General features: G+C 42.0%; 26 protein-coding genes and 1 other RNA gene. 23 read left to right on the forward strand and 4 right to left on the reverse strand.

The window, feature by feature from the left end:
• Positions 1–32: 32 nt before the first annotated feature.
• From ABT996_RS03850 to ABT996_RS03915, 14 genes are all read left to right on the forward strand, one after another.
• Positions 33–1490, forward strand: coding sequence for a glycoside hydrolase family 1 protein (locus tag ABT996_RS03850; protein ID WP_035447404.1), 1458 nt, complete (start codon positions 33–35; stop codon positions 1488–1490).
• A 125-nt stretch (positions 1491–1615) separates the two neighbouring features.
• On the forward strand, positions 1616–2221 hold the full coding sequence (locus tag ABT996_RS03855) for a class I SAM-dependent methyltransferase (RefSeq protein ID WP_035447401.1): 606 nt from the start codon (positions 1616–1618) through the stop codon (positions 2219–2221).
• Between the two features lies 1 nt (position 2222).
• Positions 2223–2675: a tRNA adenosine(34) deaminase TadA gene (tadA, locus tag ABT996_RS03860; RefSeq protein ID WP_010689444.1), complete on the forward strand. Its 453-nt coding sequence runs from the start codon at positions 2223–2225 to the stop codon at positions 2673–2675.
• A 63-nt stretch (positions 2676–2738) separates the two neighbouring features.
• An RNA gene (gene ffs, locus ABT996_RS03865) (signal recognition particle sRNA small type) lies at positions 2739–2825 on the forward strand.
• A gap of 76 nt (positions 2826–2901) precedes the next feature.
• Positions 2902–4638, forward strand: a complete 1737-nt coding sequence (dnaX, locus tag ABT996_RS03870) for a DNA polymerase III subunit gamma/tau (protein ID WP_035447398.1) — start codon at positions 2902–2904, stop codon at positions 4636–4638.
• 18 nt (positions 4639–4656) lie between these two features.
• On the forward strand, positions 4657–4971 hold the full coding sequence (locus ABT996_RS03875) for a YbaB/EbfC family nucleoid-associated protein (protein WP_103050398.1): 315 nt from the start codon (positions 4657–4659) through the stop codon (positions 4969–4971).
• 20 nt (positions 4972–4991) lie between these two features.
• Positions 4992–5591 carry a recombination mediator RecR gene (gene recR / locus ABT996_RS03880; protein WP_035447392.1) on the forward strand — a complete coding sequence of 200 codons (600 nt, stop codon included), beginning with the start codon at positions 4992–4994 and terminating at the stop codon, positions 5589–5591.
• 14 nt (positions 5592–5605) lie between these two features.
• Positions 5606–5845: a YaaL family protein gene (locus tag ABT996_RS03885; RefSeq protein WP_010689438.1), complete on the forward strand. Its 240-nt coding sequence runs from the start codon at positions 5606–5608 to the stop codon at positions 5843–5845.
• Between the two features lie 124 nt (positions 5846–5969).
• Positions 5970–6602: a dTMP kinase gene (gene tmk, locus ABT996_RS03890; protein WP_010689437.1), complete on the forward strand. Its 633-nt coding sequence runs from the start codon at positions 5970–5972 to the stop codon at positions 6600–6602.
• 10 nt (positions 6603–6612) lie between these two features.
• Positions 6613–6936, forward strand: a complete 324-nt coding sequence (gene darA / locus ABT996_RS03895) for a cyclic di-AMP receptor DarA (RefSeq protein ID WP_035447389.1) — start codon at positions 6613–6615, stop codon at positions 6934–6936.
• A 122-nt stretch (positions 6937–7058) separates the two neighbouring features.
• Entirely contained in the window at positions 7059–8051 is a 993-nt protein-coding gene (gene holB / locus ABT996_RS03900; RefSeq protein ID WP_035447387.1) for a DNA polymerase III subunit delta', read from the forward strand.
• A 21-nt stretch (positions 8052–8072) separates the two neighbouring features.
• Positions 8073–8423, forward strand: coding sequence for a DNA replication initiation control protein YabA (locus ABT996_RS03905; RefSeq protein ID WP_010689434.1), 351 nt, complete (start codon positions 8073–8075; stop codon positions 8421–8423).
• The gene (gene rsmI / locus ABT996_RS03910) at positions 8423–9304 is read left to right on the forward strand and encodes a 16S rRNA (cytidine(1402)-2'-O)-methyltransferase (RefSeq protein ID WP_010689433.1); all 882 of its coding nucleotides are present in this window, start codon (positions 8423–8425) and stop codon (positions 9302–9304) included. The genes ABT996_RS03905 and rsmI overlap by 1 nt, the downstream gene beginning before the upstream one ends.
• A gap of 14 nt (positions 9305–9318) precedes the next feature.
• A complete protein-coding gene (locus tag ABT996_RS03915; protein ID WP_035447384.1) occupies positions 9319–10059 on the forward strand; it encodes an acyl-[acyl-carrier-protein] thioesterase in 741 nt (246 codons plus the stop codon).
• Positions 10060–10121: 62 nt separating this feature from the next.
• On the opposite strand, the gene ABT996_RS03920 is transcribed toward ABT996_RS03915, so the two are convergent.
• Positions 10122–11099, reverse strand: coding sequence for an asparaginase (locus ABT996_RS03920; protein WP_035447381.1), 978 nt, complete (start codon positions 11097–11099; stop codon positions 10122–10124).
• 204 nt (positions 11100–11303) lie between these two features.
• Between ABT996_RS03920 and tsaB the strand changes: the two genes are divergently transcribed.
• From tsaB to tsaD, 3 genes are read left to right on the forward strand one after another with little or no spacing between them, the layout of a single operon-like run.
• Positions 11304–12029, forward strand: coding sequence for a tRNA (adenosine(37)-N6)-threonylcarbamoyltransferase complex dimerization subunit type 1 TsaB (gene tsaB, locus ABT996_RS03925; protein WP_035447378.1), 726 nt, complete (start codon positions 11304–11306; stop codon positions 12027–12029).
• The gene (gene rimI / locus ABT996_RS03930) at positions 12013–12615 is read left to right on the forward strand and encodes a ribosomal protein S18-alanine N-acetyltransferase (protein ID WP_035447376.1); all 603 of its coding nucleotides are present in this window, start codon (positions 12013–12015) and stop codon (positions 12613–12615) included. The genes tsaB and rimI overlap by 17 nt, the downstream gene beginning before the upstream one ends.
• Positions 12594–13625: a tRNA (adenosine(37)-N6)-threonylcarbamoyltransferase complex transferase subunit TsaD gene (tsaD, locus tag ABT996_RS03935; RefSeq protein WP_035447373.1), complete on the forward strand. Its 1032-nt coding sequence runs from the start codon at positions 12594–12596 to the stop codon at positions 13623–13625. The genes rimI and tsaD overlap by 22 nt, the downstream gene beginning before the upstream one ends.
• Before the next feature lie 84 nt (positions 13626–13709).
• On the opposite strand, the gene ABT996_RS03940 is transcribed toward tsaD, so the two are convergent.
• The gene (locus ABT996_RS03940; RefSeq protein ID WP_035447371.1) at positions 13710–15668 is read right to left on the reverse strand and encodes an ABC-F family ATP-binding cassette domain-containing protein; all 1959 of its coding nucleotides are present in this window, start codon (positions 15666–15668) and stop codon (positions 13710–13712) included.
• 169 nt (positions 15669–15837) lie between these two features.
• Between ABT996_RS03940 and ABT996_RS03945 the strand changes: the two genes are divergently transcribed.
• Positions 15838–16467 carry a redox-sensing transcriptional repressor Rex gene (locus tag ABT996_RS03945; protein WP_035447368.1) on the forward strand — a complete coding sequence of 210 codons (630 nt, stop codon included), beginning with the start codon at positions 15838–15840 and terminating at the stop codon, positions 16465–16467.
• Positions 16468–16505: 38 nt separating this feature from the next.
• Here the strand turns inward: ABT996_RS03945 and ABT996_RS03950 are convergent, their stop codons facing one another.
• Complete coding sequence (locus ABT996_RS03950; RefSeq protein ID WP_035447367.1) at positions 16506–17144, reverse strand: CPBP family intramembrane glutamic endopeptidase; 639 nt, start codon at positions 17142–17144, stop codon at positions 16506–16508.
• A 208-nt stretch (positions 17145–17352) separates the two neighbouring features.
• Here ABT996_RS03950 and groES point away from each other — a divergent pair, with 208 nt between their 5' ends.
• The 4 genes from groES (at position 17353) to ABT996_RS03970 (ending at position 22561) form a co-directional block, all read left to right on the forward strand.
• Positions 17353–17637 carry a co-chaperone GroES gene (groES, locus tag ABT996_RS03955; protein WP_004048331.1) on the forward strand — a complete coding sequence of 95 codons (285 nt, stop codon included), beginning with the start codon at positions 17353–17355 and terminating at the stop codon, positions 17635–17637.
• A gap of 46 nt (positions 17638–17683) precedes the next feature.
• On the forward strand, positions 17684–19300 hold the full coding sequence (gene groL, locus ABT996_RS03960; RefSeq protein ID WP_035447364.1) for a chaperonin GroEL: 1617 nt from the start codon (positions 17684–17686) through the stop codon (positions 19298–19300).
• Positions 19301–19474: 174 nt separating this feature from the next.
• Positions 19475–21304, forward strand: a complete 1830-nt coding sequence (gene kimA / locus ABT996_RS03965) for a potassium transporter KimA (protein WP_035447361.1) — start codon at positions 19475–19477, stop codon at positions 21302–21304.
• 162 nt (positions 21305–21466) lie between these two features.
• A complete protein-coding gene (locus tag ABT996_RS03970; RefSeq protein ID WP_035447358.1) occupies positions 21467–22561 on the forward strand; it encodes a glycosyltransferase family 4 protein in 1095 nt (364 codons plus the stop codon).
• A 45-nt stretch (positions 22562–22606) separates the two neighbouring features.
• Here ABT996_RS03970 and ABT996_RS03975 read toward each other — a convergent pair whose 3' ends face one another.
• A complete protein-coding gene (locus tag ABT996_RS03975; RefSeq protein ID WP_010689419.1) occupies positions 22607–23254 on the reverse strand; it encodes a YigZ family protein in 648 nt (215 codons plus the stop codon).
• Between the two features lie 153 nt (positions 23255–23407).
• Here ABT996_RS03975 and ABT996_RS03980 point away from each other — a divergent pair, with 153 nt between their 5' ends.
• A complete protein-coding gene (locus tag ABT996_RS03980; protein WP_225361401.1) occupies positions 23408–23989 on the forward strand; it encodes a DEAD/DEAH box helicase family protein in 582 nt (193 codons plus the stop codon).
• Positions 23990–24064 lie beyond the last annotated feature (75 nt).

Here is a 24064-nt window from a genome sequence, read left to right on the forward strand (position 1 = left end):
AAAGTGAGTTAATGATAAAGAAGGTAAGCAAGATGTATCAAACAGATTATCCACATGCATTTCCCAAAGATTTTCTATGGGGTGGTGCTACAGCAGCAAATCAGATCGAAGGGGCTTTCGCTACTGATGGCAAAGGTCTGACGACTGCCGAAATCGTAAAAAAGGCTGCTGATAGGCAACAGATCTCAATGGGGAATGTGACTAAAGATTCCCTTAGAGAAGCATTAGCGGAGCAAACAGTAGGTGATTATCCTAAACGGCGGGGGATCGACTTTTATCATCAATATCCAGCCGATATCAAATTATTTGCGCAAATGGGCTTTAAGGCGCTACGGATCTCGATTGCTTGGGCCCGGATCTTTCCTAATGGCGATGAAAAGCGACCGAATAAGGCAGGGCTGAAATTTTATGATAATTTGATCGCTGAAATGAAAAAATATAACATTGAGCCAGTCGTGACATTATCGCACTATGAGATGCCTTTAGGGCTGACCTTAAAATACAATGGCTGGGCTAGTCGAGAAGTCGTCAGTGATTTTACGCGCTTTACGCAAACTGTTTTTGAACGCTATAAAGATAAGGTCAAGTATTGGATCACTTTCAATGAGATCAATACTGGGGCTTGGGGCTTTCATGAAACTGGGGCGCTCGAAGACGGCTTGACCGAGCAAGAAAAATTACAACAACGCTATCAAGCTTTACACCATCAATTTATCGCCAGTGCCTTAGCGACCACACAATTGCATGAGATGGAGCCAGAAGACAAGATGGGATGTATGCTGGCACGTATGCAGACTTATCCAGCAACGACTGATCCAGCTGATGTTTTAGCTACTCAGCAAGCAAATGACCGAAACCTATTTTGTACCGATGTCCAAGTCAGAGGAGAGTATCCTAACTACATGAACCGTTTCTTTGCTGAACATAAGATCAAGATCAAAATGGAACCTGGTGATCAAGCAGTTCTAAGAGAAGGTAAAGTTGATTATTTGAGCTTTAGCTATTACATGTCGACTGTGACAGCTGCAGGAGAAAATGAGGATCTAGGTAACTTTTCACATGGTCTCAAGAATAAATATCTTGAAGAAACACCTTGGGGCTGGCAGATCGATCCAGTGGGACTGCGGATATCTTTAAACGAGCTGTGGGATCGTTACCAAGTGCCGTTATTTATCGTTGAAAATGGGATCGGGATGCTCGAAGCACCAGATAGTGATGGTAAGATACATGATGATTACCGGATCGATTACTTGCGGGAACATATCGAACAGATGCAAGAAGCGATCGCTGATGGAGTGAAATTACTCGGTTACTTGATGTGGGGACCGATCGATCTGATCTCGTTTTCTACGTCTGAGATGTCAAAACGCTATGGCTTTATCTATGTTGATCAAGATGATGAGGGTAAGGGGAGTTTGAAGCGGACTCCGAAAGATTCTTTTTATTGGTATCAAAAAGTGATCGCAACTAATGGTAAAGACCTTGCTTGAGTAAGCTAAGGATAGGGTAAGCCCTGTCCTTAGTTTTTTGTTATTGTCTTGTAAGCAAAGCCTAAAGCTAGATATGATATAATTAGGAAAGTGAAGATAACTTGAAAAGGAAATTTGGTGACTGAATGGAAAACTACTATTATTCAAAGAATCCAAATGTCGAACATGATGAAAAATATTGGAATTTTGAACTATTAGGACACGAGTTTACTTTTGTAACAGATAACGGGGTCTTTTCCAAAAATACAGTTGATTATGGCTCGCGCGTCTTGTTAAATGCTCTAGCAACGACCGATCTTTCCGGTGCGATCTTGGATGTTGGCTGTGGTTATGGCCCGATCGGCTTAGCTTTGGCAAAAAAAGCTCCGGCTGTGACCGTTGATATGGTCGATGTCAATGAATTAGCGCTAGAATTAGCTCAAAAAAATGCAGCCCAAAACGATATCGAAAATGTCAATATCTTTGCTTCGAGCATCTATGAAAATGTAACGAAGACAGATTATCAGTTGATCGTGACCAATCCGCCGATCAGAGCAGGCAAAGCGGTCGTACATGAGATCTTGGAAGCTGCCAAAGAGCATCTAGCTGTCGGGGGCAAGTTAGTTGCTGTTTTACAAAAAAAGCAGGGAGCACCGTCTGCCAAGAAGAAAATGGAAGCAGTCTTTGGTAACTGTGAAGTTATCCTAAAAGATAAGGGTTATTTCATTTTACAAAGTGTGAAAGAAAGCTAAAATGAAACGAGAAGAGTTTATGCAAGCTGCCCTAGCTGAAGCTAAAAAGGCCCAGGCTCTAGGTGAAGTCCCGATCGGTTGTGTCATCGTACATCAAGGTCAGATCATCGGGCGGGGCCATAATTTGCGCGAAACGACACAACAAGCCGAAAAGCATGCTGAGATGATCGCGATTGCTCAGGCCAATCAAGTGCTGGATAGCTGGCGCTTACCGGAAGCTGAGTTATATGTGACGCTAGAACCTTGTCCAATGTGTAGTGGAGCGATCATCAACTCGCGGATCGCTAAAGTCTATTATGGTGCAGCCGATGAAAAAGCTGGTACAGCTGGAACATTGATGAATTTATTGACGGATCCACGTTTCAATCATCAAGTCAAGGTGCAAAAGGGACTGCTACAAGCTGAATGTGCGCAGATCCTCAGTGACTTTTTTGCGAATTTGCGTAAAAAATAAAAATAATTGATTTAAAGACTGGAAATTTTACCTAATTTCATGTAATATAGAATATGCCGCAAGGCCTTAGGGCAATGTTGTCCTTACGAAGCGTGTCAGGTCCGGAAGGAAGCAGCACTAAGTTTGGTTCAGCATGTGCCCTAAGTTAATATGAAATTAGGCTCTCGGTCATTTAACTTTGATCGAGATTTTTTTTTAAACTGAAAAAGAAAGGAAGCAATGGTTGATGAGCTATCAGGCTTTATATCGTGTCTGGCGTCCGCAAGTTTTTAGTGATCTGGTGGGGCAAGAATTTATCACGAAGACGCTAAAAAATGCGTTGCTGACAAAACAGACGACACATGCCTATCTATTCACCGGCCCGCGGGGAACTGGGAAAACTTCGGCGGCTAAGATCTTTGCCAAAGCGATCAACTGCCGGAACCAAAAAGACGGTGAACCTTGCAATCAATGTGAGACTTGTAAGGCGATCACGGCGGGACGGTTAAATGATGTGATCGAGATCGATGCGGCCTCAAATAATGGGGTCGAAGAGATCCGAGATATTCGTGATAAGGCTAAATACGCTCCAACACAAGCGGATTACAAAGTCTATATCATCGATGAAGTTCACATGCTGTCGACCGGAGCTTTTAATGCATTACTAAAAACTTTAGAAGAACCACCCGCTAATGTCGTCTTTATCCTAGCGACGACTGAGCCGCATAAGATCCCGACGACGATCATTTCGCGGACACAGCGGTTTGATTTTCGCCGGATCACTCCACGAGCGATCTTAAAGCGGATGGAGTATATCTTACAGCAAAAAGGCTTTACTTATGATGAAGCAGCACTCAAAGTGATCGCTAAGGCGGCTGAAGGTGGGATGCGGGATGCGTTGAGTATTTTAGATCAGGTGTTGTCTTTTGGGGATAACCAAGTGACATTGGATAATGCGTTACTTGTCACCGGAAGTGTTACACGTGATAACTTGACTAAGTATCTGCATCAAGTCGTGGCTAAAGATACGAGCAGTGCTTTAGCTACGATCCATGAGATCTTGGAAGATGGCAAGGATGCCAAGCGTTTGATCGAGGATCTGATCAATTACTGTCGTGACCTTTTATTATATCAACAAGCACCAAAGCTCGTCGAAGAAAGCGAGTTAGGGATGCTTGATGAGGATTTTAAAAAATTTGCTGGTGAGGTCGATCCCGAACAGCTCTACCAAATGATCGATGTTTTAAATGAGCAACAAGAAAATATGCGGTTTACTGTCCATGAAGCGATCTATTTAGAAGTACTAACGGTCAAATTGTCCCGGTTACAGGTCACAAAGGCACCGGTCACAACGCAGGTCACTTCCGATCCAGCAACTGATGCTAAAATGTCACAGTTGCAAAAGCAGCTCAACGCATTGGAGCAAAGTTTCAAACAGCTCCAAACCTCGGGTGTACCTGCTAAAACGCCGACGCCACCAAGATCAAACCGTAAAGCCACTAAGCAAAATGGTGAGTTGAAGCTGAATTTGAGCAAGATCTATGAAGTCTTAGACCAAGCTTCGAAGCAAGATCTGATGCAAGTTCGCCAAGTTTGGGGCGATATGATGAATATGTTGAATGTGACTCAGCGCGCGATGATGCAAGTCGCTAAACCGGTCGCAGCTAGCTCAGATGGTGTCGTGATCGGTTTTGAATACGACATCTTATGCCAACGTGCCCTTGAAAATCAAGAACTCCAAGATGTTTTAGGCAATGGACTGAGTCGTTTGCTCGGTGCAGCTCCACATTTGATCTTTATCCCGGGTAATCGTTGGCCTGAGATCAGAAGTCGCTATTTGAGTGAACATGGTGATGTCAGGCAAAAAGCACCTGAAAGTGATGAACAAGTGAGCCAAGCACCGTCACAGCCAGTTGTGCCTGAAGTCGTTGCTAAAGCCCAAGAACTCTTTGGGGAACAATTAGTTGAAGTCAAAAATGATTAGAATTTGAAAGGATGATTTATTATGATGCGTGGAATGAACATGCAAGGTATGATGAAACAAATGCAAAAATTGCAAAAGCAAATGCAAAAGGATCAAGAAGAATTACATGCAACGATCTTTGAAGGTCATGCTTCTGATGATGCGGTAGTGGTTAAGTTCACTGGTGATCACAAGATGACTGATATTGCGATCAAAGAAGAAGCTGTCGATCCAGATGATGTTGATATGTTACAAGATCTAGTTATCATGGCTGTTAACGATGCGATGGCTAAGATCGATGACCAAACACAAAAGACAATGGGTAAATATTCCCGCAACATGCCTGGCTTTTAAGCGTGAAAGAAGGTTAGACGATGCAATATCCTGAACCGATCGCTAAGTTGATCGATAGTTATCTAAAGTTGCCAGGGATCGGTGAAAAGACCGCAACTCGCTTGGCATTTTTTACGATCGACATGGAGGAAAGCGATGTTGTTACTTTTTCTAAAGCACTGGTCGCCGCCAAAAAAGATCTCAGTTACTGCAGTATCTGTGGCAACATCACGGAAAATGATCCGTGTGTGATCTGTGCGGATAAGACCCGCGATCAAAGTCAAGTTATCGTAGTCGAGCAGGTCAAAGATGTGATGGCTTTGGAGAAAATGCAGGAATATCGTGGCTTATACCATGTTTTACATGGTGTTTTGTCGCCGATCGAAGGTAAAGGCCCTGAAGACATCAATATTACCAGCTTACTGCGACGTCTCCAGCAAAATAGCCAGATCAAAGAGGTCATTTTAGCGACTAATGCAACGCCTGAGGGTGAAGCAACGGCGATGTATATTTCGAAGTTGATCAAACCAGCTAATATCATGACGACCCGTTTAGCACACGGCTTAGCGGTCGGAAGTGATATTGAGTATGCTGATGAGATGACACTGTATAATGCGGTGAAAAACCGCCAAGAGATCTAGTTGGGGTGAAGTTGATGTTTAGAAGAAATAAGCAAAAACTTAGACGCTCTTTTAATGAATTATTATTAGAAGATATTGATCAAGCTAAGTTGGATTGGGATCAAGCCCGCCAAACTGCAGCTGCAGTCTATGATGTTGATGATGAATTGTTAGCTGAAGTGAGTCTAGCTCGTGCGAAGTATGAGTTTCTCTACCGTGAAGCTAAATATCGTCAGGTCAAGGGCCATATTCAAGCGTCAGTGATCAATTATTAAAAACTAGCCTGTCAAGCAGTCCGACTGAAGTGGCAGGCTTTTTCTTTTTGAAAAGATGGGGTCGTGGACAGCTGACAAATGTTACAGTACAATAAAATCAATAAATGAAAATGGGGTTTTACAAGTGAGCGGATTTTTTATTACCTTTGAAGGTACTGATGGATCAGGGAAAACTAGTGTCCTAAACGCGATCGAAGCTAAGTTAAAAGCTGCCAAGATCGATTATTTACGGACACGTGAACCGGGCGGTAATCGTATTTCAGAACAGATCCGAAATGTTATTTTAGATGAAAAATTCACTGAAATGGATGCGCGGACTGAAGCTTTATTATATGCGGCTGCACGGCGTCAGCATTTAGTTGAAACAGTGCTTCCGGCTTTAGAAGCGGGCAAGGTAGTCCTGTGTGATCGCTTTGTCGATAGTTCTTTGGTTTATCAAGGGGCTGGGCGCGGCATCGGAGTAGCTGAAGTCAAGCAGATGAACCAGTTTGCAACAGCTGGTCTAGAACCAGATCTGACCATTTATTTAGCGATCGAACCGAGTCTAGGACTTGAGCGGATCAAAAAGAATCGGCAAGATGAAGTTAACCGCTTGGATAAAGAAGCACTATCGTTTTACGAGACTGTCTATCAAGCATATCAAAAACTCGCCGCTGAAAATGAGCGGATCGTGACGATCGATGCCAGCCAAAAACTGGCTGATGTGATAGCTGATGTTGAGCTAGTCTTAAGTAGTAAAATTCCCGTTAGAAACTAGGTGTTTTAAAATGAAAATGATCATTGCGATCGTCCAAGATAAGGATAGCAATAATTTGAACAATGCTTTTGTTGAAGCTGATGTTAGAGCGACTAAGTTAGCAACGACCGGGGGCTTTCTACGGTCGGGCAATACGACTTTCATGATCGGGATCGAAGACGAACGGGTAGCTGAAGTTTTAGCGTTGATCAAGCATGCATCTTCTAAACGTGCGGAATATATCACGCCACCAGTGAATGTTGAAGGTCAAGTTGAGCGGACTTATCCGGTCGAGGTCGAAGTCGGTGGGGCCACCGTTTTCGTTTTACCGGTCGAACAGTTCTTTCATTTTTAAGCAGAGGTCAGTTAGAAAGAAAAAATGTGCAACTGATAACAAGAAATAAATTAAGAAGGGAAAACTATATTTTTTCTAGTCATCCAGTCTTGATGGCGCCACATTTGATATAGTTGAAGTTTATGGAACAGTCGATCATCGAGCTCCAACCACGTTTGACAAAGCATTTTGCCAAATTGGTGGACAATAAAAAATTGGCCCATGCTTATTTATTTTCTGGTCCACGTGGGACTGGCAAAAATAAGCTAGCTCATTGGGTCGCCCAAGCCGTTTTTTGCAAGCAAAAGCAAAACGGTCATCCATGCTTAAAGTGCAGTGAGTGTCGGCGGATCGCCCAAAATAATCAGCCTGATGTGGTTGAGATCAAGCCAGAAGGGAATTCAATCAAAGTCGACCAGATCAGATATTTGAAAGCCGAATTCGTTAAGAGTGGGGTCGAGAGCAATCGGAAACTTTTTATCATTCAAAATGCTGAAAAGATGACGATCAGTGCTGCTAACAGTCTGTTGAAATTTTTAGAAGAACCAAGTGGCGATGTGACGGCCTTTTTATTGACAGATAGTGTAAACCAGATCTTGCCAACGATCATCTCACGGTGCCAGTTAGTCGAATTGTCTTCGTTGACATTGAAGAAATTAGTTGCAACGTTAGAGACTAAAGGGATCGGGGCAGATAAGGCTAATTTATTAGCACATTTGACTAATAGCCAAAAAGAAGCCCAAGAGCTTGATGGTGACGAAGATTTTAATAAATTACTCGTCAATGTTTGGGAATGGTTTAATCAAGTTTTACGAAATGATTGGCGGGCTTTTGTAGGGGTCCAGACCAAATTGATGCCGTATGCGACCGATAAAGCTAGCCAAGATCGGTTATTACAGTTGATAGTCTTATTAACACGTGATATTTTATTGTTAAAATATGGTAAAAATGAGGACGTTGCCTTTATAATGTATAGTAAAGAGCTCAATGAAAGAAATTTAAAAATTCCGGAAAATGGAGCTATCCGCGCCGTTGAAGCTGTCCTTTCGACTAAACGGCAACGAGCGGTCAATGTCTCATTTCAGAGTATCTTAGAGGCACTGACTTTGAATTTATGCAGTTGGTATCAAGCATGATAACAGGTTGAAGGTGATTTTGTGGATAAACGCGAATTATATGACAATTTTGAAAATATGGAAGAAATGTCACGTGATGTACAAGCGATGCTGGCGAGCGTGAAAGAAGAGATGACACGGATCATCGAGAAAAATGCAGAGTTAGAGATCGAAAATCAACATCTACGTGAAAGACTTCACGAATTAGAACAAAAGAAAACACAAGAGACAAGCAATGAAGAAGCGGGCCTCTCTAAGTCACGTAAGAATTTGGAAAAGCTTTATGAAGAAGGCTTCCATGTTTGTAATGTAGACAACATGTATGGCTCACGGCGGATAAATGATGAGCCGTGTGTCTTTTGTCAAGATGTTATCTATGGGGAGCGACATTAATGTCAATTAAGCAAAAGAGTAGTTTTAGAGAAAAAAATGAGCAAGGAACGTTATATTTGGTACCGACACCGATCGGGAACCTACAAGACATGACTTTTCGGGCACTTGAGATCTTAGAACAGGTTGATCTGATCTGTGCGGAAGATACGCGTAATACGATGCGCTTGTTGAACCATTTTGAGATCAAAACCCCGCAGATCAGCTTTCATGAGCATAATACGCAGGAACGGATCCCGTATTTGATCGAGAAACTTCAGGCGGGACAAGATCTAGCTCAAGTAAGTGATGCAGGGATGCCTTCGATCAGTGATCCAGGCCATGAATTAGTCAAAGCTTGTATCCAAGCTGACATTGCGGTCGTCCCACTGCCAGGAGCTAATGCAGCTTTGAGTGCTCTCATCGCTTCGGGGATAGCGCCTCAACCCTTTATGTTTTATGGCTTTTTACCCCGGAAGAAAAATGAGCAGCGTGAAGTTTTAGAGCAATTAGAACAACAAACTTGCGCACTGATCTTTTATGAAGCACCACATCGCTTGAAAAAGACCTTGCAGGCAATGCAAGCTGTTTTTGGCCCTGAGCGTGAGATCGCTTTGTGTCGCGAGTTGACTAAGCGTTATGAAGAGTTCTTACGCGGAACGTTGGCCGATGCGGTGGAATGGGCTACCAATGAAGAGATCCGGGGTGAATTTGTGCTCGTGGTCCAAGGCAATAGTGCCCCACGAGCTAAAAAAGCCGATCCTTTACTGGAGTTGCCATTAGCTGAGCAAGTAACGGCTTTGATAGCACAAAAACAGTTGAAGCCTAATGCAGCGATCAAAGAGGTCGCAAAATTAAATGGTTTGAAAAAACAGGATGTTTATAACGAATATCATCAATTATAAGGATAAATAAGACAATGGCAGAAAATTTATATCGCATGCCCCATCAGATCGTGTACTATGAAACGGACCCTACAGGTAAACTGAGTCTAGGAAAATTGGTCGATCTGATGATGTTAGCTTCCTATGCGCAAGGAAAAGATGTCGGGATGCCGGAAGAAAAGTTGAATGCGCAAGGTTATGGTTGGGTGATCACACAACACTTGCTTTCGATCACTCGCTTACCTAGACGTGATGAAAAAGTTGTGATCGAAACGAAAGCAACGGCCTATAATCGCTATTTTTGTTATCGGAATTTTTATCTTCGGGATGAACAAGGCGAATTGTTGGCTAAGATGCATACGGCTTTTGTATTGCTTGATCTCGAAACGCGAAAGATCACGCGGATAACCTCTGATGTGATCGCACCTTTTGGACCTGAACCGATCAGATCGATCGAACGGTCAGCAAGTCCTAAGCGGTTAGAAGAAGTTATGTTAGCTAAAGATTATCGGGTGCGCTATTTTGATATCGATAGTAATCATCATGTCAATAATGTTCATTATATCGAATGGATGCTAGATGTTTTAGATAAAGATTTTTTAATGGAACACGAGCCGGTAGCTTTGAACATTAAATATGAACATGAATTGAATTATGGGCAAACCTGCACCAGTAAAGTGGAATTGCTTCGCTCAAAAGACGAGTTGACCACGTTACACGAGATCTATATGGCTGATGGAACTTTGAGTTGTAGTGCACAAGTGACTTGGAAATAATAAAAAATGAGAGTGTAAAAACATACGGTGTTGCGTATTGTTTTACACTCTCATTTTTTATATTAAGAAACAGCATCCGAAACAAAATCGGCTAGTTCAGCGCCACTTAGACCAGCGCTTAGCCCGACTAAGAGTTTGATCCGAGCCTTTTGTCCATTTAAACCGTGGCAGAAGGTAACGCCCATTTGTTTTAGTTGGACACCTCCACCAGGATAAGCATAAACATCTTGGGCGATCCCGTTGAAACTCCGGGATACAAGGACTACAGGGATCTTTTTGGCCAGTAATTTTTCGAGCACAGGCAAAACTCTAGGCGGAAGATTACCCGCACCCAAAGCTTCGATCACAACACCGTTAGTTTGGTTATTGAGCGCTATTTCAAGTAATTCTGGGTCCATCCCAGCATATGCTTTGAAAAGATAAACATGGTCGACCACGTGATCGATCAAAACACTGCGGTGGCGGAGCAATTTTTCAAAAAAACGCACTTCATCGCGCAAGATCAGCCCGATCGGACCAAAAGTCGGAGTTCTAAAGGTCGCAACATTAGTGGTATGGGTCTTAGTCACATAGCGAGCCGTGTGGATCTCATCATTCATGACCACTAAGACGCCCATGCCTTTAGCTTCAGGACTAGCAGCAGTCAAGATCGCGGTTTTGAAGTTGTACAAGCCATCAGAACCGATCTCATTAGCTGAACGCATCGCTCCGGTCAAGACGATCGGAAGTTTAAATGGGATAGTTAGATCGAGAAAATAAGCTGTTTCTTCAAGCGTATCAGTCCCATGGGTGATCACGACCCCATCGATATTTTCATTCTCATAAGCTTTGATGATCCGTTGTTGCAAGACGAGCATATTAGCGGGATCCATATGGGGTGAGGGGATGTTGAAGATGTTTTCGATCACGAGTTCATACTCAGTCCCAAAAGGATTCTTAAATTGATTGAGGGGATTTTCTTTTCCGGGAGCGACCGCACCGTTTTCGTCTTCTGACATTGCGATCGTACCACCAGTGTGCAAAATAAGAATTTTTTTCATTTTGCATCTTCCTTTCTAGGTGTACCAGTAGCGCTAGTGGTACACAAAATTAGCAAAATACCGTTTTTTTATTATAACGATTAAACCAATGAATGTCGATAGGCTGTCTAATTGAAATAAAAGCTTTTTTCTGTAATGATTTATGTTAAGATATTCATTGTGATTTTAAGTAATAAGATTAGATAAAAGGAAGTTAGCTGCAAGATGAAGATATTAGCCTTGGATACTTCAAATCGTCCTCTGAGCGTGGCGGTTTTAGAAGATGACACGTTATTAGCAGAAACAACGCTCAATATGGCGCGAAAGCACAGTACGACTTTGATGCCGATCATTTCTGAAATGCTCAAAAAGTCAGATACAACACCACAAGATCTCGATCGGATCGTTGTTTCTGCCGGACCGGGTTCATACACGGGACTTCGGATCGGAGTGACGGCAGCTAAGACATTAGCATTTACTTTGAATAAAGAGTTAGTCGGGGTCTCAAGCTTAGAGCTTTTGGCGACTAATTGTCAAAATGATACGAATGAACTTTTAGTACCGATCTTTGATGCGCGTCGCGAAAATGTTTTTGCTGGTGTTTATCAAAATAAGGCAGGTAAATTAGTGGAAGTTTTACCAGATCAGCATCTCTCAGTCGTTGAGTTATGCGAATTTTTAAAGGATAAAAAAGCTTGCTTGATCGGAGCGGATGCTAAGGTTTATCGTGAACGCTTTGAAGAACTGCTTACAGCTGGTAATTATCGCTTTAGTGCGCCTAAAGATGATTATCCGAGTGCTTATTTGTTAGGACTTTTGGGTAAAGAGCGTCCTGTAGCGGATACTTTGACATTTGTACCACATTATTTACGTTTGACACAAGCAGAAGTACAATGGATGGAAAAACACCCTGGAAAGGATCAAGCGGATTCTTATGTTGAAAAAGTATAAAGATAAACTTTTGGTGTTGCTAAAACCAGTACAAGCGACCCCTAATTTAGATTTTGGTTGTCATAATGTAGTTGTTGAGGACAAAAATTATTTGATGTGTCGTGCGATCGTACCTGATATTGCTGAAATGCTTGAGATCGAAAGTTCGGTATATGCTGGGCATCAGCCTTGGAGCTATGGAGATTTTGAAAAACATATTCAAAATAAATTGACTTCGCTTTACATCGTTGTGCGTTACGAAGATCGCATGGTAGCTTTTGCCGGGTGTGATCTTGCTTATGGACCTAATGAAGCGCATGTGACTAATATTGCAGTTTTACCCGAATATCAACATCAAGGGTTAGGGCTGATGATGTTAGAGACTTTGCAGATCGAAGCTAAAAAATACGGGTGTCGTCGTTTGAGCTTAGATGTCAGACGGAGCAATTTAGAAGCCCAAGCACTATATCGGCGAGCTGGCTTTAAAGAAGTAGCTGTCAAAAATGCTTATTACAAAGATGAAGATGGGCTAGAATATAGCTATAACTTGGTAAACAGAAATTTAAAAAAGAGAGTTGAAAAAGGATGGAAAAAAATCGGAATTTGATCTTGGCTTTTGAATCAAGCTGTGATGAGACAAGCGTTGCGGTGATCGAAAATGGAAATAAGATCCTCTCAAATATCGTTGCAACCCAGATCAAGAGCCACAAGCGTTTCGGGGGTGTCGTTCCCGAAGTTGCTAGTCGCCACCACATCGAACAGATAACTTTATGCATTGCGGATGCCTTAGAACAAGCTGCAGTGACCTATGCTGACTTGGATGCTGTAGCGGTGACTTATGGTCCAGGCTTAGTGGGTTCATTATTAGTCGGGGTCACAGCCGCTAAGATGATCGCTTTTGCGCACGATCTTCCCTTGATCCCGGTCAATCATATGGCAGGACATATCTATGCTGCCAATTTTGCCGGTGAGATCCAATTTCCAGCCTTAGCATTACTTGTCTCAGGTGGACATACGGAATTAGTCTACCTGGCCGGACCAAATGACTTTAAGATCATCGGCGAGACACGGGATGATGCAGCAGGTGAAGCATATGATAAGGTCGGACGTGTTTTAGGTTTGGCGTATCCAGCCGGAAAAGAGATCGATGAATTAGCGCATAAGGGGAAAGACACTTTTGCTTTCCCACGAGCAATGGAAAAAGAAGATAACTATGACTTTAGTTTTAGTGGCTTAAAGAGTGCCTTTATCAATACGGTCCATCATGCTGATCAAGTAGGGGAAACCTTAGGTAAAGCTGACTTAGCTGCTAGTTTCCAACAAAGTGTCGTCGATGTTTTAGCACAAAAAACAGTTCGCGCACTGGAAAATTATCCGGTCAAACAATTGATCTTGGCTGGTGGTGTAGCAGCTAATCAAGGCCTACGTGATCGTTTAGATGAAGAGTTGAAACGCTTTGAAGACGTTGAATTATTAAAAGCACCTTTGAAACTCTGTGGTGATAATGCCGCGATGATCGGAGCAGCTGGTTATGCGGCTTACAATGATAAGATATTTGCTAACTTAGATCTAAATGCTGATCCAAGTTTAGAATTTGATTGGTTAGAAGAAGCTTAGATAGGATAAATAAAGCGGGGCCCCCTATGATTTTGCATCGTAGTGGGCCCCGCGTTATTTTTTAGGAGTTATCGGCACTGTGCTCTAGTTTTCACTGTTGAAATTTTCCAGTTCCATGCTGCTGTTTTCCCAGTCTGTTTCGGCTTGGGCTAATTGAGCTGTGATCGTTTCGAGCTGTGCTTGTAATTTTGCCATCTTATCGAGATCGTTGAAGTTTTCTGGTAATGCCATCGCTTGTTCTAGTTCAGTTTTATTTTCATCGAGTTCTTCAACTTTAGCTTCTAATTCTGCGACCTTACGTGTAAGTTTGCGTTCCATTTTTTGATGCTCTTTACTTTGAGCATAGCTTTGTTTTCCCGCGGAGATCTCTTTTTTAGTTACGACTTCAGGCTGTGTTGCTTTGGCCTTGGCTTCAGCTAACTCAGCTTGTTCTTCTTTTTTAGCTACATAATAGTCATAATCACCTAAATAAAGTGTGCTACCAGTTGGAGCGATCTCTAAGACGCTAGTGGCGACTTTGTTGATGAAATAACGGTCGTGTGAGACTAAGAGGATCGTGCCGTCAAATTCTTTGATAGCTTGCTCTAAGACTTCCTTACTGTCGATGTCTAAATGGTTAGTCGGCTCGTCTAGAATTAGGAAATTATCGTGTTTCATCGCAAGTTTTGTCAGTAATAACCGTGCTTTTTCGCCCCCAGATAGACTGTGGACCATCTTCTTGACATCGTCGCCACTGAAAAGAAAACTCCCTAAGATCGAACGAATATCTTTTTCAGGTGTCGTTGGATGATCATCCCAAAGCTCATTTAAGACCGTTTTTTGGGGGTGAAGATTATGTTGCTCTTGGTCATAGTAACCGGGATGGACGTTGGTACCAAACGTAGCTTTTCCTTTGATGAAAGGCTGTTTACCCAGAATACTTTTTAACAAGGTCGATTTACCGATCCCATTTGATCCTACGACTGCAAAGATTTGGCGTTTGCGCAGTTCAAAGTTGATCGGTTCGGCAATGATCTGACCTTCATAGCCGATCGCACCGTCACTAACGGTCAAAACGACATTGCCACTTTCATGCTCGGCTTTGAAGCGAAAATGCATATTTTTTTCGGGACCTTCAGGACGATCGAGCCGGTCCATTTTTTCGAGCTGTTTACGTTTACTTTGCGCACGTTTAGTTGTCGAAGCCCGCACGAGATTTTTGTTGACGAAATCTTCGAGTTTATGGATCTCAGTTTGTTGTTTTTCGTAGTTCTTCCACGCTAACTGCGCTCTTTTTTCACGTTCAACGATATAATTGGAATAATTTCCTTTGTAGTAGTGAGCTTTACCGTGCGTGATCTCGTAAACTTCATTGACGATCTTATCTAGAAAGTAGCGGTCATGCGAAACGATCAAGAGTGCGCCTTGATAATTTTGGATATAACCTTCTAACCAAGTTAAAGTTTCGATATCTAAGTGGTTAGTCGGTTCGTCCAAGATCAAAAGATCGCGTTTTTCCAAAAGTAATTTAGCCAAGGCCAGGCGAGTCTTTTGGCCTCCAGAAAGTGAGGCGATCGGACGGTCATGATCTTCAGGATAAAAATGGAAACCGTGTAAAACAGAGCGGATCTCATTTTCATAACCATAGCCGTTTTGCTCTTTAAAATCATGTAATAGTTGATCATAGCGACTTAGCAATTGTTGATAAGCTTTTGAGGCATGATCTGCATTTGGATCAGCGATCTGAGCTTCTAATTTATGGAGATTTTGTTCCATTTGGCGTAATTTATCAAAGACGCTGAGCATTTCTTCATAGATCGTTTTATCAGATTCAAGCCCGGTATTTTGGGCAAGATAGCCCATTGTTAGGCCTTTTTTAGTTACGATCTGGCCTTCATCAGGAGCTTGTTCACCGATGATCATTTTTAAAAGTGTCGATTTACCGGCACCATTTTTTCCGACCAAAGCGATACGGGAGTGCTCCTGAATATCAAGATCGATATTTTCAAACAAGACATCCGCCCCAAAATGGCGCGCGACTTGTTGTGCTTGTAATAAAATCATTTTTTCACCTACTTGAGTAATTAGTCGTTTCACAAAGTTAAAAAATTAAAACTGCGCTAAAACAGTAATTATTAGTTATATTGTGAATTAATTTACAATTTTTTAATTTTTTTAGTACAGTTGTTATGCTAAAATTTATCATATTGAGTAATCTGAGAGGAGAAACTAGATGGTGACCCCAAATATTCCTAAGGCAACGGCAAAACGTTTGCCGATCTATTACCGCTATCTCAATATTTTAGCGGATGCTGGTAAGGAGCATGTCTCTTCGACTGAATTAGCTGAAGCTGTTAAGATCGATCCAGCAACGATCCGACGTGATCTCTCATATTTTGGTGCTTTAGGCAAGCGTGGCTATGGTTATGATATCGCCAGCTTACAAGCATTTTTCAAAAAAACACTACGTCAAGATAAATTAAATAATGTAGCTTTGATCGGGGTGGGTAATCTAGGCCACGCCCTATTGAATTATAACTTTCACAAGAGCAATAACGCGCGGATCAGTGCGGCTTTTGATATTGACCCTAAGATCACGGGATTGATCCAAAGTGGGATCCCAGTTTATCCGATGGAAGATATGCAAGAGCAACTGCAATTGCAACAAATAGAGATCGCGATCCTGACTGTTCCAGCTGATAAAGCTCAGGCCGTGACGGATGAATTAGTTGCAGCTGGGATCAAGGGGATCTTGAACTTTACCCCATTGCGGATCACGGTCCCTAAAGATGTTCGCGTCCAAAATGTTGATCTGACTAATGAATTGCAGACTTTGATCTATTTTTTACAATACTTTGAATAACTATGAAAAAGGATGTGTGGTGCACACATCCTTTTTTGTTACCAAGCACTTAAAATAATAAGCAAATTCATTAAACTATGGGCTAAGATCGGAATGCGTAAACGGCCTGTTCTAGCATATAGCAAGCAAAGCACTAGTCCGATCCCGGCATAAGTCAAATAATGTCCGTCTTGATGAGCCAAACTAAAGAGTAGACTCGAGGCCAGTGCCGCACCGATCGGGTCGATCACAGAGCCAAGATCAGCAAACAAGACTTTGCGAAAAACAAATTCTTCCATGATCGGTGCAAAGATGACGATGTTTACTAAATAATATGGATATTTGGCAAGGACTGTCAAAAGATAACCGGTATTAGCTGAATAACTAGGCTGTCCAAGAAATTTGATCTCGATATACGAACTGAGCCATTGCAACAAAACGAGCGCTAGTGTACCAAAAATAATGTAATAGATTTCTTGGCGAAGTGCAAGCTTTTTTGGGGTGCGCAAAAAACGATCCTTGAAAGGAAACTCGTGCGCTAAGTAGAGCAGCGTCCCGCAACCGATGAGATTCAAAACGGTCACGGCTGGATAATACCAAGCATTTTTGAAGATCACCCATAATAAAGGCGCCAAAGTCATTGTGCTACAATAGATACTTAAGATGACAAGTGAATTTAACTGTAACTGTTTTTTCATCGATAAAGGTCCTAACTATAAAGTTTCAATGGTTAGATTATATGTTTTTAACGCTATTTATTCAAACTAATTTCAAAAATATTTTAGCACTCTTAAGGTGCGAGTGATAAAATGCTTGCAATTTAAAAGTAAAGTTAGTATAGTAATAGTTGTAATTGATTAGCACTCAAGTTGTTAGAGTGCTAAAAAGAATTTGGAGGGATATAACGTGCTTAAACCATTAGGAGATCGCGTAATTTTAGAGGTCGAAAAAGAAGAAGAAAAAACTGTGGGTGGGATCGTCTTAGCCGGCGGTGCTAAAGAAAAACCACAAACAGCTAAAGTTGTTGCTGTTGGTACGGGACGTATCCTTGATGATGGCAAGAAATTAGAAATGACACTTAAAGTCGGCGATGTTGTCGTTTTTGACAAGTACGCCGGTGCTCAAGTTGAATTTGAAGGTCAAGAATATTTAGTAATGCACGAAAAAGATATTCTTGCCGTTGTGGAATAAATATATAAGTAAACATTGAACTTAATTCGTATGAGGTGAATTAGAAATGGCAAAAGAAATCAAGTTTTCAGAAGATGCACGCGCAAAGATGCTTGCTGGTGTAGATAAGTTAGCTGATACTGTAAAATCAACGATCGGTCCTAAGGGACGTAATGTTGTTTTGGAACAATCATACGGTACTCCAACGATCACAAATGATGGGGTAACGATCGCTAAGGCAATCGAATTAGAAGATCATTTTGAAAATATGGGTGCTAAGCTAGTAGCCGAAGTAGCTTCAAAGACCAATGATATTGCGGGTGACGGTACCACAACAGCTACTGTTTTGACACAATCGATCGTTAACGAAGGAATGAAAAATGTGACTGCTGGTGCTAATCCAGTAGGTATCCGTCGTGGTATCGAGTTGGCTACTAAAGCTGCAGTAGATGCTTTGCACAAGATGTCACATAAAGTTGAATCTAAGAGCGATATTGCTCAGATCGCATCTATTTCTTCGGCTAATGAAGAAGTTGGTAAATTGATAGCTGATGCCATGGAAAAGGTCGGTAACGACGGTGTGATCACGATCGAAGAATCTAAAGGGATCGATACTTCATTAGATGTTGTTGAAGGTATGCAATTTGATCGTGGTTACCTTTCTCAATACATGGTAACTGACAATGACAAGATGGAAGCAGATCTTGAAAATCCATACATTTTGGTAACTGATAAGAAGATCTCTAACATCCAAGAAGTTTTGCCATTGTTACAATCCATCGTTGAACAAGGTCGTCCATTGTTGATCATTGCTGACGATGTTGATGGTGAAGCCTTGCCAACACTTGTTTTGAACAAGATCCGTGGGACATTCAACGTGGTAGCTGTTAAAGCTCCAGGTTTTGGTGATCGTCGTAAAGAAATGTTACAAGATATCGCTGTTTTAACTGGTGCAACTGTGATCACAGATGATCTTGGTCTCCAATTGAAGGACACGACCTTAGATCAATTAGGGACAGCTGGTCGTGTAACAGTTACAAAAGAAAACACAACGATCGTCGAAGGCGCTGGCGATAAAGCACAGATCGCTGAACGTGTTGAACAACTCAAAAAACAGATCGCTGAAACGACTTCTGAATTTGATAAAGAAAAACTCCAAGAACGTTTGGCTAAATTAGCTGGTGGGGTAGCCGTTATCAAAGTCGGGGCTGCTACTGAAACTGAATTAAAAGAACGCAAATACCGGATCGAAGACGCTTTGAATGCTACACGTGCAGCGGTCGAAGAAGGCTTTGTTCCTGGTGGTGGTACAGCTTTGATCGATGCGATCGATGATGTCGCTGCTTTGAGTGAAGCTGGCGATGTACAAACAGGTATCAACATCGTTAAACGTGCGCTTGAAGAACCAGTTCGTCAAATCGCGATCAATGCTGGTAAAGAAGGTTCTGTGATCGTTGAAAAACTTAAAGAACAAAAAGCCGGTATCGGTTATAACGCTGCTACTGATGAATGGGTCGATATGATCGAAGCTGGTATCGTTGACCCAACTAAGGTAACTCGTTCAGCACTACAAAATGCGGCTTCTGTCTCAGCGTTATTGTTGACAACTGAAGCAGTTGTGGCTGATAAGCCAGAAGAAAACAATGATGTAGCTACTCAAATGCCACAAGGGCCAATGATGTAAGCAAGTTAAATCAAAATTTTTTGAAGCATCCTAAAATTTTAGGGTGCTTTTTTTGTGAGATTGGTGTAAAATTCAACTGTTACTCTTTGAAGTGACCTAGGAATTTTGAATTTAAAATCTAATCAGCCAGTAGCTATCAAAATGGCTAACTAGCTAAAAGGGGTTTTTCTGTTTATGTATCGATATTTAAAGAGATTATTGATCGGACAACCGCTAAAAACTGCTGAAGAAAGTGGGCAGTCTTTGACTAAATTCAAAGCTTTGGCCTTACTTTCCTCGGATGCGTTGTCATCAGTGGCATACGGGACAGAGCAGATCACAACAGCATTATTTATTTTATCGGCTGCTGCGACCTGGTATGCATTACCAGCTGCTGGGATCGTGTTACTCTTATTGTTTGCGATCACGATGTCGTATCGTCAGATCATCAATGCTTATCCTTCTGGGGGCGGTGCTTATGTAGTTGCGACCAAAAACTGGGGGACGAGCGCAGGCTTAGTTGCTGGTGGATCACTTTTAGTTGATTATATGTTGACTGTGGCTGTTTCAGTTACATCTGGGACAGAAGCTATTACCTCAGCGATCCCAAGTTTACAAGCACACAGCGTTTTTATCTCGGTCGTGATCGTCTTATTTATTATGACGTTGAATTTACGTGGGATGCGTGAATCGGCTTCATTTTTGACGATCCCAGTGTACTTTTTTGTGATCATGATCGTTTCGATGGTCGCTTTGGGTTTGTTTAATATCGCAACGGGTAAGATCCAATATTCAGCCGCAGCTCATATTGGTGATGCGGTACCAGGGATGTCGTTATTGCTGTTTTTAAAAGCTTTTTCAGCGGGTTCATCTTCATTGACTGGGGTAGAAGCCATCAGTAATGCAGTTCCTAATTTTAAAGAGCCTAAAAAGCGCAATGCGGCGAATACCTTGGCGATCATGTCATTGATTTTAGCGGTCTTCTTTAGTGGGATCACCTTTTTGAGTTATTATCTAGGTGTTTTACCTGATCCTAAACAAACGGTGCTTTCTCAGATCGCAGGTGCCGTTTTTGGTCACGGTATTTTCTACTACCTACTGCAATTGTCAACGGCCATGATCTTGGCGGTGGCTGCCAATACTGGCTTTTCGGCCTTTCCGATCTTAGCCTATAACTTGGCCAAGGATAAATTTATGCCTCATATGTTTATGGATAAAGGCGATCGTTTAGGCTATTCTAATGGGATCATTGCATTAGCGATCGGGGCGATCGTATTGATCTTTATCTTCAACGGCCAGACTAATTTATTGATCCCATTGTATGCGGTCGGGGTCTTCGTACCGTTTACGCTCTCACAAGCAGGGATGTTGATCCATTGGAAACGCCACAAGGGCAAACATTGGATCTTAAATTCTTGTTTTAACCTATTGGGGGCAGTGATCTCCTTTGCTTTAGTGGTCTTTTTATTCTGGTTACACTTTGACAATGTTTGGCCATATTTGATCATTATGCCGGTACTGCTCTTTGGTTTTTACAAGATCCATAGTCATTATGTTACTGTAGCGGCGCAATTGCGTTTAAGTGAAGAACAACAATTGCATGATTATTCTGGTTCAACGGTCATCGTGCTAGTTAGCTCGGTCACACACGTAACGACTGGGGCGATCAACTATGCACGTTCGATCAGTGATAATGTGATCGCAATGCATGTTTCGTTTGATACTAATCCTAAAAAAGAACACGAAACGGCACAGGAATTCAAAATGGCGTTTCCAGATGTTCGCTTTGTCGATCTGCATTCTTCATATCGGTCGGTTGTGCCCCCAGTTTTGCGCTTTTGCGATGTGATCGCTAAGGATGCTAAACAGCGCAATTACTCGTTGACGGTCTTGGTACCGCAGTTTGTACCGAAGAAACCTTGGCAAAATATCTTGCATAATCAAACGAGCTTACGTTTGCGGTCAGCTTTAGGAGCCCACGAAAATATTATCGTGTCGACTTATAGCTACCACTTGAAAAAATAGAATATCGGGGTCGTGGAGATTGCTTCACGGCCCTTTTTTAATTTTTCTCACGCAAAAAATGACCCATTCGCTGGTTTATGGTAAAATGATACTTGAATTATAGGCTTTTTAGCTGATAATGAATTCTCAACATTTGAGAATTTGATGGAAAGAGGACGCTATATGTACAAAATCCTTGCGTCGTTGTTAGCAACATTTGTCCTAGCTTTAGTGCTGACTCCATTGGTCCGGCGCCTATCTTTTCGAGTCGGAGCAGTTGATAATCCCAATGCCCGGCGAGTTAATCGGGTGCCGATGCCGACCATGGGGGGCTTAGCCATTTTTGTTGCATTTAATACGACAAATTTCTTTTTATTACGCGATCAATATCCCTTAAAACAATTAGTTGCGTTATTATTGGCGCAAAGCTTGATCATCATGACGGGAATGATCGATGATATTTTTGAATTAAAACCGCGCCAAAAAGTTTTAGGGATCACACTGGCAGCATTGGTAGTTTATTTTATTGCTAATATCAAAATGACGACTTTGACGCTACCGTTTCTTGGAGTCGTTTCTCTAGGCTGGTTTAGTTTACCGATAACTTTGATCTGGATCTTAGGGATCACTAACGCTGTCAATTTGATCGATGGCTTGGATGGTCTGGCTACAGGTGTCGCGATCATTGCGCTTTCGACTAGTGCACTGACGGGATATTTCTTCTTGAACGTGACGTCGACATTTATTTCGATCATGATGGCGACCTTGGTAGCTGCTTTATTGGGCTTTTTACCGTATAATTTTCATCCTGCTAAGATCTATTTGGGGGATACTGGTTCGCTGTTTATCGGCTTTATGATCTCTGTCTTCTCGCTTTATGGTTTGAAGAATGCAACTTTTATCACGTTGATCATCCCGGTGATCATTTTAGGAGTACCGATCACGGATACTTTATATGCGATCTTACGTCGACTCTTGAATAAAAAGCCGATCTCACAAGCCGATAAGCATCACTTGCACCATCGCTTGATGCAGATGGGATTGACCCACCGCCAGACAGTGTTGGTGATCTATGGGATCGCATTGATCTTTTCGTTTATCTCATTGCTATACCCCTTGTCCAATTTATGGGGTTCGATCTTACTGACGGTTGCAACATTATTTGGTTTAGAACTATTTGTTGAAGCGATCGGCTTGGTTGGAGATACACGCCAGCCTTTATTGAATGGGATCAAACATTTAGTTTTGAAAGTCAGTCGTTTATTTGAACATAAATGAATTACATAAAAAATACGCCATCCCAGATCAAGGATGGCGTATTTTTTAGGCTTGATGGGGATCAAAATCGATCTCGTGATAGCGATTTTCCCCAACGGTGATCGTTACGCGACCATTCAGTAAGTCGGTGATCTTAGTTGCTAATTCATCAGCCAGATCCATATCGACAGCGATCACGACCTCGACTTCTTCGGTGTAGTTCGTCGCCAAGGTAAATACGGGCTGACTTTCCAGATAATTTTGTAGCTTGCCTAATAATGGGTAGCTGACTTTTAGTGAAAGTTCAGTTTGGACGACGCGTTTGACGATCCCTAATTCTTTTAGGGCTTGGGCAACGGCGCCACCATAAGCACGGATCAAGCCACCGGTTCCTAGTTTGATCCCACCGAAGTAGCGTGTCACTACGGCGCAAACATTATGCACTTGATTTTTCTTAAGCACATCCAACATAGGTACGCCAGCAGTCCCAGAGGGTTCACCATTGTCACTTTCCCGTTGGATCTCGTCGTTTAGGCCTAAAGTGTAGGCAAAACAGTTATGAGTAGCCTTGCGATGTTTGGTTTTGATCTCCTCGATAAAGGCTCGAGCTTCTTCTTCGGTTTCAGTTCGTTTGATATTACAGATGAATTGTGATTTTTTGATCACGATCTCGATCACACCATCTTGTTTTAAGGTAAGATATGGTTTATCCAAGTAAAATATAGCTATATTGTGAAATCAAAAGGCTATAGCTTCCCCCTTAAAGAGTTATTCTTTTAGTAGCTTCACAGACCTTACTACTATTATTTTTGAAACTCACAAATAATTTTACGCCTAGTTTGCGTATCTTATAAGTGAGGTGAAAAAATGGAAAAAACATTGAATTTGTTGATGGGTCGTCAAGTAAGTAGTCCACAGCTCCAAGCTCTAGGTGTAGCCTTAGATTCAACTGAGTTCAAACAACGGCCAGCTGTCATCATAAAAAAAGGACGCTTATTTTGTCAACGCTGTGGTTTTCAGGCGCCAAGAACAGATTATGCGCTACCAGATAAGAGTTATTATTGTCCTGCTTGCTTAGCGTGGGGGCGCTTGACGACGACCATGTCACTTTATAGTATACCCGAAGCCAACGATTTTAAAAAGTATTCCCAAGATCTGTTGGAGAAAAAGACAAGGTTATCTTTGTGGCAGAAAAAGGCTGCCAAAGAATTATTGCAAACGGTCAAACGCAAACAAGAACGGCTATTATGGGCGGTAACTGGAGCAGGGAAGACCGAAATGCTATTTGAAGCACTAAATTTTGCGTTATTAAACCAGCAGCGGGTCTGTTTGGCAACACCGCGGGTCGATGTTTATAACGAATTATATCCGCGTTTGTGCCAGGCATTCCCTAAAGTCAAAAGCAGTTTATTGTATCAAAATAGTGGTCAAGAATATACCTACACCTAGTTAGTAGTGTGCACAGTGCATCAATTATTGCGGTTTTATCACGCATTCGATCTATTGGTGATCGATGAAGTCGAT

This window comes from Ligilactobacillus sp. RTP31139st1_D10_RTP31139_211217, from assembly GCF_040226755.1.
Lineage (GTDB): Bacteria > Bacillota > Bacilli > Lactobacillales > Lactobacillaceae > Ligilactobacillus > Ligilactobacillus animalis.

Bases quoted from the DNA above. Each gene is read 5' to 3' on its own strand.
- ABT996_RS03850 (WP_035447404.1), top strand. From the start codon at position 33: ATGTATCAAACAGATTATCCACATGCATTTCCCAAAGATTTTCTATGG.
- ABT996_RS03855 (WP_035447401.1), top strand. From the start codon at position 1,616: ATGGAAAACTACTATTATTCAAAGAATCCAAATGTCGAACATGATGAA.
- tadA (WP_010689444.1), top strand. From the start codon at position 2,223: ATGAAACGAGAAGAGTTTATGCAAGCTGCCCTAGCTGAAGCTAAAAAG.
- dnaX (WP_035447398.1), top strand. From the start codon at position 2,902: ATGAGCTATCAGGCTTTATATCGTGTCTGGCGTCCGCAAGTTTTTAGT.
- recR (WP_035447392.1), top strand. From the start codon at position 4,992: ATGCAATATCCTGAACCGATCGCTAAGTTGATCGATAGTTATCTAAAG.
- ABT996_RS03885 (WP_010689438.1), top strand. From the start codon at position 5,606: ATGTTTAGAAGAAATAAGCAAAAACTTAGACGCTCTTTTAATGAATTA.
- darA (WP_035447389.1), top strand. From the start codon at position 6,613: ATGAAAATGATCATTGCGATCGTCCAAGATAAGGATAGCAATAATTTG.
- holB (WP_035447387.1), top strand. From the start codon at position 7,059: ATGGAACAGTCGATCATCGAGCTCCAACCACGTTTGACAAAGCATTTT.
- rsmI (WP_010689433.1), top strand. From the start codon at position 8,423: ATGTCAATTAAGCAAAAGAGTAGTTTTAGAGAAAAAAATGAGCAAGGA.
- ABT996_RS03915 (WP_035447384.1), top strand. From the start codon at position 9,319: ATGGCAGAAAATTTATATCGCATGCCCCATCAGATCGTGTACTATGAA.
- ABT996_RS03920 (WP_035447381.1), bottom strand. From the start codon at position 11,099: ATGAAAAAAATTCTTATTTTGCACACTGGTGGTACGATCGCAATGTCA.
- tsaB (WP_035447378.1), top strand. From the start codon at position 11,304: ATGAAGATATTAGCCTTGGATACTTCAAATCGTCCTCTGAGCGTGGCG.
- rimI (WP_035447376.1), top strand. From the start codon at position 12,013: ATGTTGAAAAAGTATAAAGATAAACTTTTGGTGTTGCTAAAACCAGTA.
- tsaD (WP_035447373.1), top strand. From the start codon at position 12,594: ATGGAAAAAAATCGGAATTTGATCTTGGCTTTTGAATCAAGCTGTGAT.
- ABT996_RS03940 (WP_035447371.1), bottom strand. From the start codon at position 15,668: ATGATTTTATTACAAGCACAACAAGTCGCGCGCCATTTTGGGGCGGAT.
- ABT996_RS03945 (WP_035447368.1), top strand. From the start codon at position 15,838: ATGGTGACCCCAAATATTCCTAAGGCAACGGCAAAACGTTTGCCGATC.
- ABT996_RS03950 (WP_035447367.1), bottom strand. From the start codon at position 17,144: ATGAAAAAACAGTTACAGTTAAATTCACTTGTCATCTTAAGTATCTAT.
- groL (WP_035447364.1), top strand. From the start codon at position 17,684: ATGGCAAAAGAAATCAAGTTTTCAGAAGATGCACGCGCAAAGATGCTT.
- kimA (WP_035447361.1), top strand. From the start codon at position 19,475: ATGTATCGATATTTAAAGAGATTATTGATCGGACAACCGCTAAAAACT.
- ABT996_RS03970 (WP_035447358.1), top strand. From the start codon at position 21,467: ATGTACAAAATCCTTGCGTCGTTGTTAGCAACATTTGTCCTAGCTTTA.
- ABT996_RS03980 (WP_225361401.1), top strand. From the start codon at position 23,408: ATGGAAAAAACATTGAATTTGTTGATGGGTCGTCAAGTAAGTAGTCCA.